General features: G+C 48.7%; 16 protein-coding genes. 1 reads left to right on the top strand and 15 read right to left on the bottom strand.

The window, feature by feature from the left end:
* Positions 1-322: 322 nt before the first annotated feature.
* The gene (locus tag E2980_RS21020; RefSeq protein WP_135154191.1) at positions 323-703 is read left to right on the top strand and encodes a hypothetical protein; all 381 of its coding nucleotides are present in this window, start codon (positions 323-325) and stop codon (positions 701-703) included.
* Positions 704-806: 103 nt separating this feature from the next.
* On the opposite strand, the gene E2980_RS21015 is transcribed toward E2980_RS21020, so the two are convergent.
* From E2980_RS21015 to E2980_RS20940, 15 genes are all read right to left on the bottom strand, one after another.
* A complete protein-coding gene (locus E2980_RS21015; protein ID WP_135154190.1) occupies positions 807-1,067 on the bottom strand; it encodes an HPr family phosphocarrier protein in 261 nt (86 codons plus the stop codon).
* Positions 1,064-2,794, bottom strand: a complete 1,731-nt coding sequence (gene ptsP, locus E2980_RS21010; protein WP_135154189.1) for a phosphoenolpyruvate--protein phosphotransferase — start codon at positions 2,792-2,794, stop codon at positions 1,064-1,066. Before ptsP ends, E2980_RS21015 begins: the two co-directional genes overlap by 4 nt.
* Positions 2,795-2,817: 23 nt before the next feature.
* Complete coding sequence (locus E2980_RS21005) at positions 2,818-3,969, bottom strand: mannitol-1-phosphate 5-dehydrogenase (RefSeq protein WP_135154188.1); 1,152 nt, start codon at positions 3,967-3,969, stop codon at positions 2,818-2,820.
* Entirely contained in the window at positions 3,966-4,400 is a 435-nt protein-coding gene (locus tag E2980_RS21000) for a PTS mannitol transporter subunit IIA (RefSeq protein ID WP_135154187.1), read from the bottom strand. Before E2980_RS21000 ends, E2980_RS21005 begins: the two co-directional genes overlap by 4 nt.
* Positions 4,397-6,481: a BglG family transcription antiterminator gene (locus tag E2980_RS20995; protein WP_167747208.1), complete on the bottom strand. Its 2,085-nt coding sequence runs from the start codon at positions 6,479-6,481 to the stop codon at positions 4,397-4,399. Before E2980_RS20995 ends, E2980_RS21000 begins: the two co-directional genes overlap by 4 nt.
* 69 nt (positions 6,482-6,550) lie before the next feature.
* Positions 6,551-7,987 (bottom strand): PTS mannitol transporter subunit IIBC, encoded by a 1,437-nt coding sequence (locus E2980_RS20990; RefSeq protein WP_135154185.1) that lies wholly within the window; start codon positions 7,985-7,987, stop codon positions 6,551-6,553.
* A gap of 157 nt (positions 7,988-8,144) precedes the next feature.
* Positions 8,145-8,657 (bottom strand): GNAT family N-acetyltransferase, encoded by a 513-nt coding sequence (locus E2980_RS20985; RefSeq protein ID WP_135154184.1) that lies wholly within the window; start codon positions 8,655-8,657, stop codon positions 8,145-8,147.
* Between the two features lie 156 nt (positions 8,658-8,813).
* Positions 8,814-9,632, bottom strand: a complete 819-nt coding sequence (locus tag E2980_RS20980; RefSeq protein WP_135154183.1) for a M15 family metallopeptidase — start codon at positions 9,630-9,632, stop codon at positions 8,814-8,816.
* 258 nt (positions 9,633-9,890) lie between these two features.
* Positions 9,891-10,166: a YqkE family protein gene (locus tag E2980_RS20970; protein ID WP_135154181.1), complete on the bottom strand. Its 276-nt coding sequence runs from the start codon at positions 10,164-10,166 to the stop codon at positions 9,891-9,893.
* A gap of 22 nt (positions 10,167-10,188) precedes the next feature.
* Positions 10,189-11,079 carry a glycerophosphodiester phosphodiesterase gene (locus E2980_RS20965; RefSeq protein WP_240703127.1) on the bottom strand — a complete coding sequence of 297 codons (891 nt, stop codon included), beginning with the start codon at positions 11,077-11,079 and terminating at the stop codon, positions 10,189-10,191.
* Positions 11,080-11,184: 105 nt separating this feature from the next.
* Positions 11,185-12,384 (bottom strand): alanine racemase, encoded by a 1,200-nt coding sequence (alr, locus tag E2980_RS20960; protein WP_135154179.1) that lies wholly within the window; start codon positions 12,382-12,384, stop codon positions 11,185-11,187.
* Between the two features lie 12 nt (positions 12,385-12,396).
* On the bottom strand, positions 12,397-13,800 hold the full coding sequence (locus tag E2980_RS20955) for a UDP-N-acetylmuramoyl-tripeptide--D-alanyl-D-alanine ligase (RefSeq protein ID WP_135154178.1): 1,404 nt from the start codon (positions 13,798-13,800) through the stop codon (positions 12,397-12,399).
* Between the two features lie 4 nt (positions 13,801-13,804).
* Positions 13,805-14,881: a D-alanine--D-alanine ligase family protein gene (locus tag E2980_RS20950; RefSeq protein ID WP_135154177.1), complete on the bottom strand. Its 1,077-nt coding sequence runs from the start codon at positions 14,879-14,881 to the stop codon at positions 13,805-13,807.
* Between the two features lie 194 nt (positions 14,882-15,075).
* The gene (locus E2980_RS20945; RefSeq protein WP_135154193.1) at positions 15,076-15,621 is read right to left on the bottom strand and encodes an NADPH-dependent FMN reductase; all 546 of its coding nucleotides are present in this window, start codon (positions 15,619-15,621) and stop codon (positions 15,076-15,078) included.
* Between the two features lie 100 nt (positions 15,622-15,721).
* On the bottom strand, positions 15,722-17,668 hold the full coding sequence (locus tag E2980_RS20940) for an ATP-dependent DNA helicase (RefSeq protein WP_135154176.1): 1,947 nt from the start codon (positions 17,666-17,668) through the stop codon (positions 15,722-15,724).
* Positions 17,669-18,029: the final 361 nt, after the last annotated feature.

Genomic DNA, 18,029 nt, shown 5'->3' with positions numbered 1-18,029 from the left:
TGATTTAATTATTCTTTGGCGAGATTGTTTATTCATTTCTTTGTCTTTATTTAATTCTTTCAATTGCTCTTTCGCACTCGGAGATTTCCGATAACAAAATATCTACGAACTTCGTAAATACTTTTATGCACACCCACCATTTCGAAACTATAATTCATATTACCATATTCCGGAAGCCATGCTACTTTTGTTGTCGATATCCCACGCTCCATATCCCTCTTCCCTACCTAAGCAGCAAAAGGAATATTCCCCCAACTCCCAGCTCATACTAAAAAGATCATTTACGGATTACACAATTTCCGGAGTTGGAGGAACTTTTCGTATGGCAGAGAGAACGGTCATGGCCTATTTCAATACGCCCGAACAAGCCGAGCAGGCGCTTGAGAAGCTCAAATCTCTCCGGCTTGCAGAGTATGCGATCGACCGGTTTGACGGATATTCTGGCACCGGGATAAACCATATCGACAAAATCGAGAATTCGATCACGGGAGGCTTTCCGGGGCTTGGGTATTTGACGCTTGGCGGAGATTTCGATTCTCATGAGGCGTCCGTATTGGCCTCGGCAAGCGTGAGCGCCAGCGGCTATAGCTCGGGCGGACCGGATAATCGGGTTACCGGCCGAGATATTATATTAACTGCGATTGTGGAAGAAGATGACTATGAAAAAGCTTTGACAATCGTACATGACGCTGGTGCGCTGTAAACATCCATCATTTTAAGCTCCTAATATGACAAAACAAGGCTGCCATCGGATCATCCGACGGCAGCCTTGTTTTGTTTTAATTCCCACTTCAAAAATCTAACTGTTATTCATGAATCTGAGTTAACAGTTTACCTAAGTGCTCCATTGCCTCCGCCTCTCGTTCGCCGTCGATTTCCAGCGTTACCTCGTCCTGCGAGGCAATCCCCAAGGTAAGCATGCTCAGCGAGCTTTTTCCGTTTACCTTCTTGCCTTTATTGATAACGCTGATTTTGCACGGGTACCCGCTTGCCGCTTGGACGAACGCTTTGGTCGGACGAACGTGGAAACCCGTAGGATTAATAATCGTAAATGTTTTTGAAATCATGCGTTTTGCCCCCCTTGCTTATGATTGCGAACGAACGCTATTATTTCTTCCTGAGTCTTAAGCGCCATAGCCTCATCCGCAAGGGAGGACCATTCCTTACGGGACAAGTGTCCGATCAGCTCCCTTGCCGGAAGGATTGAACTCGCGCTCATGCTGAATTCATGAAGCCCCAATCCGAGCAATAGCGGAATAGCTGTTTCATCGCCCGCCATTTCCCCGCACATGCCGACCCATTTCCCTTCTTTGCGCCCTGCCTCGATAACCATACGGATCAACCGCAATATGGAAGGGTGACAAGGCTGATACAAATAGGACACGGTCTCGTTCATTCGATCAGCGGCCATCGTGTATTGTATCAAATCATTCGTTCCGATGCTGAAAAAATCCACTTCCTTAGCGAACAAATCCGCCGAGATGGCCGCAGACGGAACTTCGATCATCATCCCTACTTCGATCCTCTCGGCAAGCTCGACACCCTCCGCTTCAAGCTTACGCTTCTCTTCCTCGAGAAGCTGTTTGGCGGCATGCAGCTCGCTAAGCACGGCTATCATTGGGAACATGATCTTAAGGTTGCCATAGCGGCTAGCCCTAAGCAGAGCGCGAAGCTGCGTGCGAAAAATATCCGGCCGATCCAAGCAGAATCGGAGCGCCCGTTGGCCGAGGAACGGGTTGCTTTCCTTAGGTAAATTCAGATAAGGCAGCTCCTTGTCCCCGCCGATATCCAACGTCCGGATGACTACGGGTTTGCCATTCATTTTCTCCAAAACGTATTTGTAGCTGTTAAATTGTTCGTCTTCCGTCGGAAGCTTGCTGCGGCCCATGTAGAGAAATTCGGTGCGGAAGAGCCCGATCGCTTCCGCCCCGTTATCCAGCGCTTTCTGGACGTCCTCCAATTTACCGATATTGGCGGCGAGTTCAACAGAGTGACCATCGCTGGACACGGAACTCCGATTAACCCACTTCGCGAATTCCGCTTGACGCTGATCGTACCGAATTTTCTTTTCCCCGAATTCTATTAACTCTTCAGTGCTTGGATTAGCTCGAAGTACCCCTTCGGTCGCATCCATTACGATCATCGTTCCGGTCTCGATTCGGCTTAATTCCGCTCCCGCCCCCACGATCGCGGGGATTCCCAATGAACGCGCCATGATGGCGGAATGCGACGTACGGCTCCCGATCTCGGTTACGAACCCTTTAACATAGTCAAGATTAAGCTTAGCCGTGTCGGATGGCGTTAAATCTTCGGCAATCACGATACACTCTTCGGAAATGGCGGATAAATCCGCTTGCTGCTTTCCTCTAAGGTTATTCATGATTCTATTGCATACATCGCGGACATCGGCTGCCCTTTCTCGCAAATATTCGTCATCCATCTGGCTTAGCATGTCGATGAAGGAACGGGACGTTACGTATAACGCGTACTCGGCGTTGACCGACTCCTCCTTCACCTTCTCTATAATAACGTCAATAAGATCGGGATCTTCCAGTATCATGAGATGGCCTTCGAAAATCTCCGCTTTGTCCGAGCCCAGTCTTCTCTCGGTTATGTCGCGGATTTGTTCAAGCTCCGCTTGAGCTTGGCGAATAGCGGTTTGAAACCGCTCGACTTCAAGATCCGGTTGTTCCACTTGGGCTTGGGCAGGTACATAGCTTTCCAATTTATAAACAAAAGCTCGCGCCGCAACCAATCCCCGAGAAGCTCCTATCCCTTTGAAAATTTGTTCCATCCTTCGTCAGTCCTTTCTGCCCCTTATTTCCGCTCCTTGTAGGAATCGTAAGCCGTGATGATTTGGCTGTGGAGGGGATGTTCACTTGCAAGTCCAGTATATCGGGTTATGCTTTGGCTTACGCCCTGCTCCAGCAAACTCCTCTGAATCTCGGTAGCTTCCGGATCTTCCTCGTAGTCGAACAACAATGCCGCGGCCATTGCTTTCGTCAAATACGGCACTTCTATTCCGAACGAATGTGCCATAGTCGCGGGGCGAACTAACCTGTCGTTCGGCGAAAGCTTACGAATGGGCGAACGGCCTACACGGACGACTTCGTCCGTTAGATAAGGATTGCGGAAACGATCTATAATTTTATCGATATAGGTCTCATGATCGGCTGCGTCAAAATCATATTGCTTGATCAGAGCAGCTCCCGTCTCCCCCAACGCCCCGCGGATTTCCTCAACGATTGCCTGATCTTTCATAACTTCTTGGATCGTCTGGTAACCTCGCAGGTATCCATGATAAGCCGCGCAACAATGACCGGTATTAACCGTGAACAGTTTCCTTTCAATGTAGCGCTGAAGCTCCTTCGCATAATGAATCCCCTCGATCTCATGGAAACCCTCTAACATGGCGGAGCGATCCACCACCCATTCGTAGAACGGTTCAACAACCACTTTCAACCGGTCCTCATTTTGCTGAATCGGAACGATCCGATCGACAGCCGCATCGGGAAAAGCGATACGACGATCTGCTTGCTCTCTTAGCTCCAAGTCCAACTGCTCGTATACAAGTCCTTTAAGCTGCGTACTTCCTCCGATCGTATTCTCGCATGCGATAATATGAAGCGGTGATGTCGGACTTTTTAGTCTCCTTCTAATTCCTTCCGCAATGTTCGGGGCAATGAATTTCAAAACGTTAACGCCAACGGCTGTCGTTACCAAATCGGCTTCGGCCACAGCCTGAGCCACAAGCTCCTTGTCGTTTCCGTTAATTGCCCTGATGTTACGCACTATGGTGGTGTCTGCTGCTTCATTCGCCAGTTCAACGGTATATTGTCCCCGTTCATTTAATAATTGAACTAACTGTTCGTCAACGTCGACGAATTCTACTGTGTACCCGGATCTGGACAGCAATAAGCCTATAAACCCTCGCCCGATATTTCCCCCGCCAAAATGGACAGCCTTCATGCTCCCATTCCTTCCTTGAAAATCGCGATCAATTCATCCTCGGACTTAGCTTGAAGGATCCGCTGCATATCGTCGTCATCGGATACGAGTACGGCAACGCTCGACAGCACTTCTAGATGTTCTTCGCCGACAGCGGCCAATCCGATGACCAATCGTGCGGGTTCGTCGCCGAAATCCACTTCTTCCGCGAGCACGAGCACGGACATCCCCGTGGAGCGAATAAGCCCCTTGGAATCGTTCGTCCCGTGCGGCATCGCAAGACCTCCACCTAGATAGGTCGATGATACGTTCTCCCGTTCTATCATTTTATCCACGTATTCTTCAGGTACATGCCCTGCTTGAACGAGCAGTTGACCGGCAAGCTGGATAGCCTCGTATTTATCATTGACCTTCACGTTCAGTTTTACTTTATCCTTCGTCAAAATGCTCATGTCGGTTTGCTCCATTCTAATTTGGTTTTGATATAGGCCTCCATCGTCTGCGAGATGAATGCGCGAATGATTTCCGTATCGCCATCTTCAAGCAGCTTAATCATCTCCGGAAGCAGCAGCATAGCGCTTATTTCGCTAAGCACCTCCAGCGCTTGTTTGTTTAAGGTCAGGGGGGCAAGCATGAGAAATATCTGCTTTGCTTCACTCGATTCTTCTTCGCCTAGACGAAGAGGAGTTTTTAAGTTGTATAGGGCGATGATGGGCTCAACAACCCATTCGCTGCGAGTATGGAGGAGAGCCAGCTTCGTGTCTGGGATAAAAATACTTCCTTGAGCTTCCCTATCCATTAGCTGCTTGGCAATATGATCCACATTCTGCAGTACGGTAGTACTAGGCGAAATCATCGTGAGAAGACTGGTCAATAAACTTTGTAAATCGTTAGCTGCATGCCCGGTGTCTGGTCGATAAACTTGAAATCGTTCCAGAACGACAACTAGTTCCGAAGTATACTGTTTCATCAGCTTCATGCGTTCCCATGCTCCCTGATCTTTGGTCGGCTCGATGGGAACGGCCGAATTCACCGAAAAGGCAAGCTCGCGAACATGGGACCGCAGCCTTTCCGTTTCTTCCCGGGTCAGCAAAGGGCTAAGTTTGATATAACGCTCGGGTTCAACGGGAAGATCCACGGTCGATACAATAAGATCGTAACGATCCTTCGGCATGCGAGAAGCTTCGTACCAGGAGTAATGACCCAATAAATGAATTTGGGGAATTTCCTTTGTAATTCGAACGGCAAGCAATTTGGATGAACCAATTCCGCTCATGCATACGAGCAGTACCCTGACATTACCGGGGGTAAGCTTCCACCTCTCGATTGCCGCCCCGAAATGCATGACCAGATAACCGATTTCCTCGTCCGGTATAACCAAGCCCTTCCATGTTTCGTCGGCGCTTCTCCGAACGGCGTTAAACAAGGAATCATAATCCTTTCTAATCTGAGAGAGCAGCGGATTTCTGATCGCCTCTCCCTTCCGCATGCGTTCCATGGACGAACCCAAGTGGCGAATCAGGCCATCCAGAAGCGATCGGTCTTTACTGAGAGGAATGTCTATTGACAGTTCTAACGAACGTATAAACCCGACCGTTTGTTCTGCCAATTCCATACCGTATTTTTCTATAATAACGGAGGAGCTATCCACTGCCTTTTCTTTGGCTTCGTCCAATAGCATTTGCAAATAATCGGTTTCTTCCTTGGGTAAATCGCTCAATCCAAGCAAATCCGTGAATCGCCACAACGTAGAATCGTTCCTATCGTTGCGTTTGGTTGAGTTGCCGCTATCGGGAGGCTGGATTCGGTGACCTCGTTTAATGCGAATGATGGCGACGGAAAGGCGGATAAGCAAACGCGTATAGTCCGCTTCTTTAAGCCCCTTTAGCCACGCTTCGCCTTGTTGCCATAACGATTGCTCAATCGCCATAAACGAATCCTTGCCGACCAAATTCAATAACCTTCTTGTCGTTGGCCACAAATCCGTTGGCCCCGATGGAGATCCAAAGAAATCGGAATGCTCCAGGTAATCTTCCGCTAGCCTAACGATAAATCGGCGCTTGGCTATTTCGTTACCCATAATCTCTACGCCGTATCCCCGTTTACGGATGAGCTGCAAGCCGCCATTCCTTAATTGGGGCTCCAGCTCTTCCAAATCGCGGCTTATGGTTGGAATAGCCGCTTGCGCCTCGCTGGCTAGCGAGAAAAGCTTGATCGGTTCCTCTTCGTCCAGCAGAAGACAGAGCATGAGCAGCTTTCTCTCATCAGGTGAATAAGTTTCCGTCTCAGATCGTCGGAGCTCGTCTTGAAACCGGCTCAAGCTCTGCTCGTTACCTTCAAGGATAATTCCTAAACCGGATTTTTTGATTAGCGAAATCCCATGAAGGCCTAGTACAGGCTCAAGCTCGTGCAGCTCGCGATGAACCGTTCTGGAGCTGATCTGGACTTCTTGCGCGAGTTGGCCTGCGGTCACTTCCCCCTGCCGATTCAGAAGCACTTCCAATAAGCGTCGCTGTCTATTGGACAATTTCATCCACGGCAGTCTCCCTTCCATGAAAATGGATGTAACGCCGGCGTTAAACACGCCTGCGTTACAAGTTAATTATTTACTCAAACGGCTAACCAGCTTTTCGTATTCAGGACTCTTGAGAAAATTATCGATCGAGATATGCTCAGCGGCCGGCGCCTTTTGCCGCGCTCGATCCGTAAGCTCTTTATGAGTGATGACGATATCGGCATCCCCGGGAATATCGTTTATTGCCGTATTCGTGACCGCTACCTGTATTCCTTGTTCATTTACTTTTTTCCGAAGGATGGAAGCTCCCATTGCGCTGGATCCCATTCCGGCGTCGCAAGCAAATACGATTTTGTTCACTTCGGCATTTGATTTGACTATGCCTGCAGCTGGAACTGAAGTTGGAGTCGCGCCTTTTGATTGTGCCTTCATCTGTTTGACCTTATCCGATGCGGCTTCCAGATCATCTTCAGCGGTTTGCTTAGAAGTCTTCAATAGTACGGAAGCAACCAAGAAAGACGCAATTGCCGCCGTAACGACCCCGCTTAATACCGCTAGAAGTCCGCCCTTCGGAGTCATTGCGATATACGCGAAGATACTGCCCGGGGAAGGCGTGGCTACAAGGCCCGCTCCGAATAGCTGGAACGTGAACGTGCCGACTATGCCGCCGGCAATCGCCGCCAAGATCAAACGAGGTTTCATCAAGATGTAAGGGAAATAAATCTCGTGAATCCCGCCCAAGAAGTGGATAATGATCGCGCCCGGAGCCGATGATTTCACCGTCCCCCTGCCGAAGAGCCAATAAGCTAACAGGATGCCAAGTCCCGGTCCGGGATTCGACTCGAGCATGAAGATAATCGATTTCCCGGCCGTGGAAGCCTGTTCCAAAGCGATTGGACTCAATACCCCGTGATTGATTGCGTTATTCAGGAACAATACTTTCGCCGGTTCGATAATAATGTTGGCCAGCGGAAGCAGTCCTGCATCGATCATGGCTTGCACTCCATTGGCAAGTCCCTTGCTTATCCCTTCAACGACGGGTCCGATGCCTTTGAAAGCTGCCAGAGCCAGAGCGCCGCCGATAATGCCCGAAGAGAAGTTGTTGACCAGCATCTCGAAGCCTGAAGGGATCTTGCCCTCGATCGACTTGTCAAACCGCTTTAGAATCCAAGCGGCCAATGGTCCGATGATCATTGCGCCGAGGAACATCGGAATGGTTGCACCGACGATAACGCCCATCGTTGCCACAGCACCGATGACGCCGCCGCGGGTTCCGTGAATCATATGTCCGCCCGTATAACCGATTAAGAGCGGCAATAGATAAGTGATCATTGGGCCAACAAGGGAAGCGAGACTTTCGTTAGGAATCCACCCTGTTGGAATGAACAACGCCGTGATTAAACCCCATGCAATGAAAGCTCCGATGTTCGGCATGACCATACCGCTTAAAAACCTGCCGAACTTTTGAACGGCTACTTTTGCTCCTTGACCGGAAGAAACTTGTTGATCTGTATTTTGACTCATGAATGATAACCTCCCTTAATATTTTCACCAATAGACTGTATAAGGATTCCTTCTCTGTAATCATCATAAACGGAAAGCGCTTTCAGGTTCAATCAAAGGAAAAACAGCTTTCGTCATGAAAGCTGTTGACAGAACTTTATTACCTTCGTTCCTAGAATCAAAACTTCTTCTCATACTTGCTAAACGTGCCTAAGGAATTCGCGGCTTTTCCTACAAGCTCATATCCCAGCTTGCTATAGAAGTCGTTGAGTACCTGATTGTTTGCTATGCAATCTAGCCGGATAAGCGGAATATCCCATGTCGGAACTTCGGTATCCGCCCATTGCATGATCCGTTTGCCGACTTCTTTGCCCGAGAATTTACGGTTAATAGCCAGTCGGTGCAAGTAAATCGCGGAATCATCATTCTCGCCGCTCCATAACTCCCGATCCCATGTGCTTGGTCTCCTTAGCAGCATGACCATACCCGCGATATCGGAATCTTGCATGAAGATAAATACTTCCCCGCGATTAATCGCCTCGGGAGTATTATGCGAGTCCTCTCCTCTAAGCAATCCGTTCCATTGGGAGGAGCCTTTGTTTAACAGCCATTCGGCCGTGTTGACGAGAAGCCGCATGATCTCTTGCGTATCCTCCGGCTCGGCTCTTCTTATGCTTGTGAAAGAAGTCATGAAGCCCCTCCTGAATCTTTACTCTCTTAAGCTTTACGGGTACTTCTCAAGATCGCGCTTAGAATAAGAACGACCAAGATAGCCCCTCGCGATATTAATGCAGATTAGCCTATTTTTATAATACCCGCGCGACAGAAGGATAAACCATGAGAGTAACTATTCCACGTCGAAGTTGAAGTAACGGTTCGGATACGGCTCTATCTTAAGCGTGTAGTGCCACCACTCTTTCTCGTAAAGCTTGAAACCGTGCTTCAGCATCGCATTCTTGAGGATATTGCGATTGGCCGTTTGCTCAGCGGTGATTAGCTTTGTGCCATGGCTGGATATTTCACCGAAGAAGTCGTACGGACTCCCCATATCTACGATTTTTCCCGTTTTCTTAAAGGCGATCGTTAAATCAACCGTGCTTCCGCGGGTATGGCCGGATTTCGCTGCCACATAACCTAGCTTGAATACTTTAGACTTGTCCACCTCGGGATAGAAATCCTTCTTCATCTTCGTATCCTTAGAGTCTTTAGCCCACCGGGTAAAATGATCAACTGCTTTCTGCGGACGATAAGCATCGTAGATAAGCAAGACATAACCTTTGCGTTCCAGCTCCGCATTAACCGACTTGAGAGCATTCGCGGCTTTTATGGACAAAATCGCTAGAGGTGCCTTATATCCGTCGATCCTCGTACCGATGAAGTTATACTCTCCGTAATAACGGATATCGAACATGGCTGTGGGGATGACTTCGTCGACGTAAACAAAGCCTTTGGGAAGCTTTCTTTTCTTCTTGACAGCATCTTCGACACTCTTAGGTGGACTAGTTACAGGGCTAGGAGTGATTTCGCTGTTTTCGCTTGCGGGAGTTGTTGATCTCTGCGGCGGACCCCCGCTATTTACGCCGTTACACGCTGTAAGCAAGACAATAAATACTGTTAATACAAGTAGAAAGGGCTTGGATTTGCTATTGCCGCCGTATAGGTTCATTGTCAGCCCCTCTCTCTTAACCCAATGAATTGGATAAGGTATAATAGATTCATCATCATTAGAACGAGGGATCGAGATGTCGGAATCGGTACGTATCGATTGCATGAAATGCCGTCACTTCTATGTTACCTGGGACCCGCAATTCCCTAAGGGCTGCAAAGCCTTCGGCTTCAAGTCTCTCCAAATGCCGAGTCTGACCGTGTTATCTTCTTCCGGGAAACCCTGTTTGAATTTCGAACCGAAAAGCCGACCCTTAGCTTAATTATACTTCTTCCAATCCATCGAGCTGTTATTTAACAAATATTCGAAGTCTTTCTCCTTCAGCTTCTGCTCCGCGATACGCGCCGCTTCCGCCTCTTGGCGCTTAGACTCCCGTTGCTTTGCTTCCTCCAGCTTCATCGCTTCCGCTTGTTCCTTCAGCTTAGCAACGGTTCCGGCTCCAAGCAAGTCCTTAAGAGTAACGGGTTTGTCGGAGTTCGGGGCCGTTTCTTTTGCCGGCACATGCCTCTGTTGCTTCTTCTTGTTGTTTCCCATTCGAAAACCTCCTCATTGTCATTCATAAATGACGAATTCCTTCCGGAATCATTTTCATTAAACGATCCGGATAATCCGTATGGACGCCATCGACTCCCCATCTTAGAGCCATTTCCATGTTCAATGGATAGTTGACCGTGTATGGATACAGGAGCAATCCCGCATTCTTGACTTTGCGTACGTAACTCTCGTCTATTCGAAGGAAATTCGCGCCGATTCCATTCGCATAACCGCTAATCTCCCGTAATCTCGCAGAGGATATGCTCGCCGGATTTTTATACCAGAATAACTGAAACAAAGGGACGTCCTTGTTCCGCTTGCGAATCTTCTTCAGGCTTTCCTTGCTGATCGATTGAACCGCGATATGCCGGGTCAGTCCGAAATCCTCGACTAGTTTCAACATTTTCTCCTCAAGACCGGGATAGTCTTCGGGAGCCTTCGTCTCCAACAGATATCGCGTGTCTTTACCGAAGGTTTCGAAGATTTCCTTCAACGTCGGAACCTTCTCGTTCACATACTCCTCACTGCCATAAGCTTGATTCTTATCGTTGAACCAAGAGCCGGCGTCCAATGCCTTGATCTCGGTCAGAGTCATATTCTTAATTAGACCTGTACCGTTCGTCGTCCGGTCAACCGTCTCATCATGCATGGCGATAAGCTCGCCGTCCTTCGTAAGCCGCAGATCGATTTCGATATAATCCGCTTGCATTCTAACACCTATCCGATAAGAATCAAGCGTGTTTTCCGGCGCGTAACCAGACGCTCCGCGATGGGCCACGATCACAGTGCTGTTTTCCTTGAAAGGCGATATGCTTACCCTTGCGCTGGCACCCGACGGCCATGAATGCAATCCCAATATGGATATAAACAGAAGCACGTGAATCCTGTAAAAATAATAACGCGGAACTCCCATTTTATCCATCTCCTATTGTAATCGCAAATAAGGTCAACCTTCCGAAGAAGGTCGACCCCTGACTCTTTAAGATGCCGCTCGCTTGTCGTTTTGGTTACGTATATATTATTTCGCAGCAGAATAATTCGCATACGAATTAAATTTGAACGTAGAACTCACGACTTCTGCATAGCAATCATCCCGCTTATATAATCTCGTTATCCTCGAAGTCAATGAAGTCGAGATTTCTTGGGGAACTCTTCCCGAATAAGAAGTTAGTTCCATGCATGTGATTTCATCCTTCGTTTGTTTTCCAATAATCGTTACGAGCGTATGGACGGGATAAGAACGCGGCAATCGGATCATCAATTGATCCATTCCTATTTTGCCGACGATTGGCGCGCGCACTCCATCCACAAGCATGCAGGAACCTTGCAGACTTTGCGACCAACCGTCCGCGTAACCGATCGGAACGGTACCGATCCACTCCTCTTCGGACGCCCGATAAGAGTTATCGTAGCCAATATATTCTCCCTTGTTCACTCTTTTCACTTGAATAAGGCGACTATATAGGCTGAACGCCGGTTTTAAGCGAAGACCTTGGGCATGATCCCGAGAATAATACCCATACATCGCTGCACCTATGCGAACGATATCCATCGCTAATTCGGGAAAACGCAATGCCGCCGCGCTGTTCGCGCAATGAATTTGCCGAAAAGGAATATCGGATTCTTTTACCCAACCTGCCGCTTCTTTGAATTTTGCAGCCTGAGCCTTCAGATATCCGGAATCCTCTTCGCCTGCGGAAGCAAAATGAGTATAGATTCCCTCTACCTGAATGTCTGGCTGCACTAGCCAAGGGGCGATCGCTTCCCACTCTTCCCGTTCCCGTATCCCGATTCTCCCGAGTCCGGTATCGAATTTCACATGTACCTTTAGCTTTGTCTTAGAATTCATGACTTTGCAAGCTCTCAATTGCATAAACCATTCGGCGGAGGTCACGGTCAACATCAGATCGTAATGAATCGCAACGGCTGTTTCATGAGGTTGGATGGGAGTCAGGATGAGGATCGGCACGGTTATGCCGTGTCTTCTTAGGTTAATCGCTTCGCTTAGGTAGGCTACCGCTAAGCTTCCGGCACCGGATTGAACCGCGGTTTTAGCCGTTTCCGCATCACCGTGCCCATAACCGCTTGCTTTAACGACAGCCATGATTTCCGTCTTCGCCGGCAAACGGGATTTGATACTTTTCAGGTTATGGCTAATGCATGACAAATCCACTTCCGCCCATGTATCCCTATATAATTCCGACCGTTCCATCTCCATTCCCCTTCCTCGTCAGTCTATTGCCAATTGGGCATGTCCTTCTATCAGCGAAGAAACGACTTCCTCTAGTTTCATTGCCCTAGACCCTTTCACTAGTACAACGGCATCAGTTTTAAGAACCGATTGAATATGAGCGATCATGTTTGGTTTGTCCTCGTAGTTGAATACCCTCTCCGGAGACATTAGCCGTCGGGCGCTGTCCGCCGTATGCAAGGACAAGGGACCGAATGTAAATAAATAATCCAACTTTTCTCCATCGATAGAGGAACCGACATGGTGATGCATAGAAACAGCTTGCTCTCCCAAATCCTGCATATCGCCCAGCACGGCAATCTTCTGGTTGTCCACGGGCCATAATGATAACGTATCGAGCGCGGCAACCGCGCTAGATGGATTGGATTTGTAAGTATCGTTTATGAGAATGAATCGATCGCCCTCGATTATCTCGTTGCGCATGTTGGTTATTCTCGCGTTAGCCAAGCCATTTCGAATCGCATTCCTGCTCATCCCCGCTGCGACGGAAGCTGCAACAACCGCTAACGCATTAAGAATCTGATGTTTGCCTGCTAAGGGAACGGTGAAGGCAAGCGAAGGATATTGAGCGATAGAAAATGTCGATCCATTCCGATCCATCTCCGCGCTAATCGGATGATAGTCGTTCATCGGCTCCCAACCGAAGTTTATTTTCGCATGATCGTCTTTCAAAGACTGAACCGCTCCCGCCAGCAGAACATGGTCCCCGTTGTAGATTAACGTTCCGTTGTCCTTCAGTCCCGACAATATCTCCAGCTTGGCCTGTATGATATTGCGGGTGCTTCCCAAATCCCCCAGATGGGCTTCGCCGATATTGGTAATGACGGCAATGTCGGGCTGGGCCATCCTCGAAAGCAATTCGATTTCTCCAAGCCCCGACATTCCCATTTCCACGACGGCCATCTCCGTGTCTTCTTCCAAGCTCAACAGCGTTAGAGGAACTCCGAGATGATTGTTTAGATTCCCGAAAGTCTTCTGAGTTTTGAATTGCATTGCTAAACAATCCGCAAGCATATCCTTCGTCGAAGTTTTGCCGTTGCTTCCGGTAATGCCGATGACCGTCGCTTGCAACTGGGAGCGATACTCTCTCGCTAAAGATTGAAGTGAAAGTAAAGTGTCTTTCACCATCAGCACGGGGATTTTCCCTAGGGGAGGGTTAGGTTCATCCCGGTTCCAAAGAACGGCGGCAGCCCCCTTCTCTATCGCGAGAGCCACGAAATCGTGTCCGTTAAAACGATCTCCGACGATGGGGATATACAAATTCCCTTTGCATAAAGTTCGTGTGTCTATCGAAACGCCGTCTATCTTGATTTTCTTCTGGTCGTTCGTAGGAATAGACGTAAGTCCCATAACCGAAATCTGCTGCAAGGTTCTGCGGATCATGAGATCACCTCGAATATTGAATGGATTGTTTCTCTAAGTGGCGCATAAACGCGTAGTCGATCAGTTTCTCGATGAGCTCGGAATACGTCGTTCCGTCCGTCTTTTCCCACATGACGGGGTACATGCTGAACTTCGTAAATCCGGGAAGCGTATTGATCTCGTTTAAGTATAGGCGCTCCTGAGGGTCGATAAAGAAATCCACTCTTGCCAATCCGGCGCACTGTAAAGTTTGATAGGCAAGTTTTGCCGTTCGTTGAATCCGGTCGGCCAGATGTTCGGGAATGTCCGCGGGTATAGACATCGTTAGGCGCCCGTCAACGTATTTCGCGTTATAGTCAAAAAAGGATTTGTCTTGAATGAATTCCCCCGGGACGGAAACCAGCGGTTGTTCATTGCCCATTACGGCGACTTGGATCTCTCTGCCGGCTACTTCCTTTTCAACGACGATTTTGCGGTCATAGCGAAAAGCCGTCGCCATTGCGTCCCGAAGCTCTTCCTCGTTCTCGCACCTGCTTATCCCGATGCTGGAACCAAGGGATGCAGGCTTTACGTAACAGGGGTATCCGATGTTTTCGTTAATCGAACGACTTACTTCCTCTGCATTTAATGTCCATTGAGCATATTGAAAGTTCCGATACTCGACTTGAGGTATACCCGCATGGGATAAAAGTTCTTTGGAAACCGCTTTGTCCAAGGCAACTGCGGAGGAGAGTACGCCGTTGCCGACGTATGGAACATCTATAAGCTCTAGTAAACCTTGAATCGTTCCATCCTCCCCATTGGACCCGTGCAGAAGCGGCAACACGACCTTATTCCCTGCCAAAGAGAAGAAACGCGTCATAATGTCGCCTAACGAAGAAGCCGCTTGACCAAAGGACGGCAGTAAGACAAGGTCTTTAATCTCGGCCGGAACGGACGAGAGTTTCCCGTGAGAACACCAAACCCCTTCCGGAGTAATGTAGATGGGATACACATCGAATTTTCTGGGATCAATGGATGGAATGACCGTCAATGCCGTCTTTAGCGAGATTTCGTGTTCAACCGATTTGCCGCCGTAGAGGATAAACAATAGGGTTTTCATGACTATGGGAAAGCCTCCTTGATCGTATGCTTGTCTACTTCCAAGATAACGAACAAAGCTGATTTATCCCGTAATTATTGTTTAATTAAAGCTTAAGATTCCTAAATTAATAATTTAGAAATTAAAAAAAGAGCGCCCCTTATGATCCCGGACGGATCACAGAAGAACTCTTGTAATGAAAAGATGACGGTAAATCATTTCTGCGCGAAATCGATAAACTTATCCACGACGCGGTCGATGAACCGGAGAGTAGACTCGTCTACCAGACGCGCCGTAGATTCATCGAATTTCAAGCCCGCGGAGCTAATGTAAATTTCATTGCCTGCTGGAGGCAGAAGCTTGGCTTGGATGCCTGGGCTAGCTAGAATTTCTCGAAGGTGCAACTGCGCGCGTATCGTTCCCATCATTCCCGGGGACACGCCAGCGGTCATTACGGGCTTGCCGATCAACACTTTATCTATCCGCGATAACCAGTCGATCGCGTTCTTAAGCACGCCGGGAACCGACCAATTGTACTCCGGGGTAATGATGAGCACTCCGTCAGCCGCTGCGATTTTATTTAATAATTGTTTGACAACCTGAGGCGGGTTTAGTTCGATATCCTGATCGAAAAACGGAAGAGATCGAATATCGGCGATTTCTAGGTCTAGTTTGTTAATGTAACGTTCCTTCATGGTGTTGGCGAGCTGCAAATTGTAGGAACCATGTCTAAGACTTCCGATAAGCACGGCGATTTTCAACATTCGATCACTACCTCCTCTGTATACGTCCTTTATGCTATGAATCTATTTTAGCATCCTAACCGGGAATTAAACAATTCATTTGGCTAGGAAAGAACGATTACTCGACTTGAAGGCGGACGCCTTGCGGCAGCAAGCTCTGGATCGACTCTCGCAGGTTGGCGTCCTTATGGATCTCTTCGCTTAAAATCGCTATCATTCCGGAGTCTTCCCGGGTTCGTATCAGACGTCCGATTCCTTGCTTTAGTCGCAGCAACATGTAGGGCAGATCCACTTCTTCGTAAGCGGAATCGGCTTCCTGGCGCTTCGCCATGAACACCGGATCCTGCGGGGGGTAGGGGAGCGACCAAACGATAACGTTCGAAAGCGACGGACCCGGAATATCAAGCCCTTCCCACAAAGTCACCGCGCAGAGCACGCTTGTCTCATCCCGTTGGAAATCCGAGATCAGATGGCTTATCTCCCTATCTCCTTCGAAACCGAAGTTCATCTCTCCGCACTCCGGAAAGGACGGAATCATTTCTTTGAATAGTCTCAGCTCTTCTCTGGAAGGGAACAGGATCAAGGCTCTCCCCTCCGTACGCTGAAGCATCCTTGCGGCCGTTTTCATTTTCTCCGCGAAAGTTGCTCCATTCTTCCAGGCAGGCGCCAACACTTCCATTCGGTTCTCGTATTCGTACGGGGAATCGACGCTGAAGGATAAATATTTCTCGATTCCAAGGCTGTAAGCCAAATATTCGAACGAACCGTTCACGGACAAGGTGGCGGATGAGAAAATAACCGGCATGTTCAAGGAGAATACTCGCTCGCGCAATACTTCCTTGACGGCTTTCGGCATAATGACGAGCGTGAGTCCCGTGGCGCTTTCCGTTGCCCAACAAATCAGGGAGTTTGAGCTCTGGAACAGGCTGAGCGCCTTCTGCATCATTTCCAAATGCTCCTCGACGATGCGAAGTTGGTAGCTGTCCAGGGTGTACAATTCACTCTCGAAGACGAGCTCTTCTTCTATTCCATCGATCACCTTGCGAAGCTGCGCAACCTCTTGAATCAGCTTATCGTTCAGAATGATTTCCCTGCGATCGGATCCGGGAATCGATACGCTTTGCCGTTCCAGCAGTTCAAACAAGCCTTCGCTTCGATCAATGGCTTCGTCGATCAGGACGGCGAGCGATTCGCGAATTTCGTTTTTGAGCAGCCGAGTAATCAATTCCTCGAAAATATTATGCTTGATACGGTATGTTAAGGCTTTCTGTGCCGCGGATTCCAACAAGTGTCCCTCATCGAAAACGACCGCGCAATGGTCGGGAAGAAGCGGAAGCTGACCTTCCCGCTTTCGTCCTTCATAGGTCCACACATGCTCCATATAGAAGTCATGCGAGCATATGATCAGATCCGTGGATTGCCTGTAGTGTTCTCGCGATAACGTCTGCCCGCAACGATGGCGCTTATCGCAGACGAAGCAATCCTGGAACGGATCCCAGTTGATCCTCTCCCATTGCACGTCGTTAAGATGCGGATATTCCTTACGGTCCCCATAAGCGTGGAAGCTCTGCATGCCTTCGCTTTTATGGACGAAAGAAGGCAACTCTTCATATAAGGATTTATAGAGATCGACATCCTCGTAGTCCGTTCTCGCATGCTCCAGCTTCGCCAGACAAAGGTAACGGTCCTGGGATTTTCCCGTTCTGGCGTCAATGGACAAGCTTAAATGTTGCGCAAGCTTCGCCAGATCGCCCTCCGGCTTCATCAGCTGCTCGATTAACGACTCGTCCGCGCAGGCAATGATCGCCGGTTTACGGTGATATCGGGCATAACAGATCGCATATAACAAATACACTAGCGTTTTTCCGGTGCCTACGCCCGCCTCCGCGAAAATCGTCTGTTTCTCCGCGAAAGCCCGCTCCAATTGGAAAGCCATATAGATTTGCTCGTCGCGAACCTCGAAGCCGGCTTCGGGCAGAACGTCGTAGAACACGTCTGCGACCCATTCCCCTACCTGCTGCAAGAACGGCTTGGAATGTTCGTATTCAAATGGGTATTTACTCACAATGATGCTGCCTCCACGAAATCTTGTCGAGACATTATCACACGATCGTTCAGGAAATGCAAAGCTTTAAGAATTGGCCCGTGTAGGAAACGTCGACTCGATTCTACTGCAGAGGAAAGAGTTTAGCTAAGTTCCTTCGTTCAGCTCGATTCGGTGTCGGTGGGCGGGGGCGGAGATAGTAAAGTTTTGTTACTATCTCGGTGCTGTTCAGGCGCGGCGGGTGGAGATAGTAAAGTTTTGTTACTATCTCTTTGCTGTTCGGTCGCGGAAGGCGCAGATAGTAAAGTTTTGTTACTATCTCGATGCTGTTCGGTCGCGGCGGGCGCAGATAGTTAAGTTTTGTTACTATCTCGGTGCTGTT

Origin of the sequence: Cohnella luojiensis (assembly GCF_004564235.1) — a bacterium.
Classification (GTDB): Bacteria; Bacillota; Bacilli; order Paenibacillales; family Paenibacillaceae; genus Cohnella; species Cohnella luojiensis.
Note: the sequence above shows the minus strand (reverse complement) of the source record. Positions and strands in the feature narration are given on the sequence as shown.

Excerpts from the sequence above, each read along its gene's own strand:
- E2980_RS21005 (WP_135154188.1), bottom strand. The coding sequence starts at position 3,969 with ATGAAGGCTGTCCATTTTGGCGGGGGAAATATCGGGCGAGGGTTTATA.
- alr (WP_135154179.1), bottom strand. The coding sequence starts at position 12,384 with ATGGAGATGGAACGGTCGGAATTATATAGGGATACATGGGCGGAAGTG.
- E2980_RS20985 (WP_135154184.1), bottom strand. The coding sequence starts at position 8,657 with ATGACTTCTTTCACAAGCATAAGAAGAGCCGAGCCGGAGGATACGCAA.
- E2980_RS20980 (WP_135154183.1), bottom strand. The coding sequence starts at position 9,632 with ATGAACCTATACGGCGGCAATAGCAAATCCAAGCCCTTTCTACTTGTA.
- ptsP (WP_135154189.1), bottom strand. The coding sequence starts at position 2,794 with ATGGAACAAATTTTCAAAGGGATAGGAGCTTCTCGGGGATTGGTTGCG.
- E2980_RS20970 (WP_135154181.1), bottom strand. The coding sequence starts at position 10,166 with ATGGGAAACAACAAGAAGAAGCAACAGAGGCATGTGCCGGCAAAAGAA.
- E2980_RS21020 (WP_135154191.1), top strand. The coding sequence starts at position 323 with ATGGCAGAGAGAACGGTCATGGCCTATTTCAATACGCCCGAACAAGCC.
- E2980_RS20965 (WP_240703127.1), bottom strand. The coding sequence starts at position 11,079 with ATGGGAGTTCCGCGTTATTATTTTTACAGGATTCACGTGCTTCTGTTT.
- E2980_RS20955 (WP_135154178.1), bottom strand. The coding sequence starts at position 13,800 with ATGATCCGCAGAACCTTGCAGCAGATTTCGGTTATGGGACTTACGTCT.
- E2980_RS20995 (WP_167747208.1), bottom strand. The coding sequence starts at position 6,481 with ATGAAATTGTCCAATAGACAGCGACGCTTATTGGAAGTGCTTCTGAAT.
- E2980_RS20950 (WP_135154177.1), bottom strand. The coding sequence starts at position 14,881 with ATGAAAACCCTATTGTTTATCCTCTACGGCGGCAAATCGGTTGAACAC.
- E2980_RS21000 (WP_135154187.1), bottom strand. The coding sequence starts at position 4,400 with ATGAGCATTTTGACGAAGGATAAAGTAAAACTGAACGTGAAGGTCAAT.
- E2980_RS21015 (WP_135154190.1), bottom strand. The coding sequence starts at position 1,067 with ATGATTTCAAAAACATTTACGATTATTAATCCTACGGGTTTCCACGTT.
- E2980_RS20990 (WP_135154185.1), bottom strand. The coding sequence starts at position 7,987 with ATGAGTCAAAATACAGATCAACAAGTTTCTTCCGGTCAAGGAGCAAAA.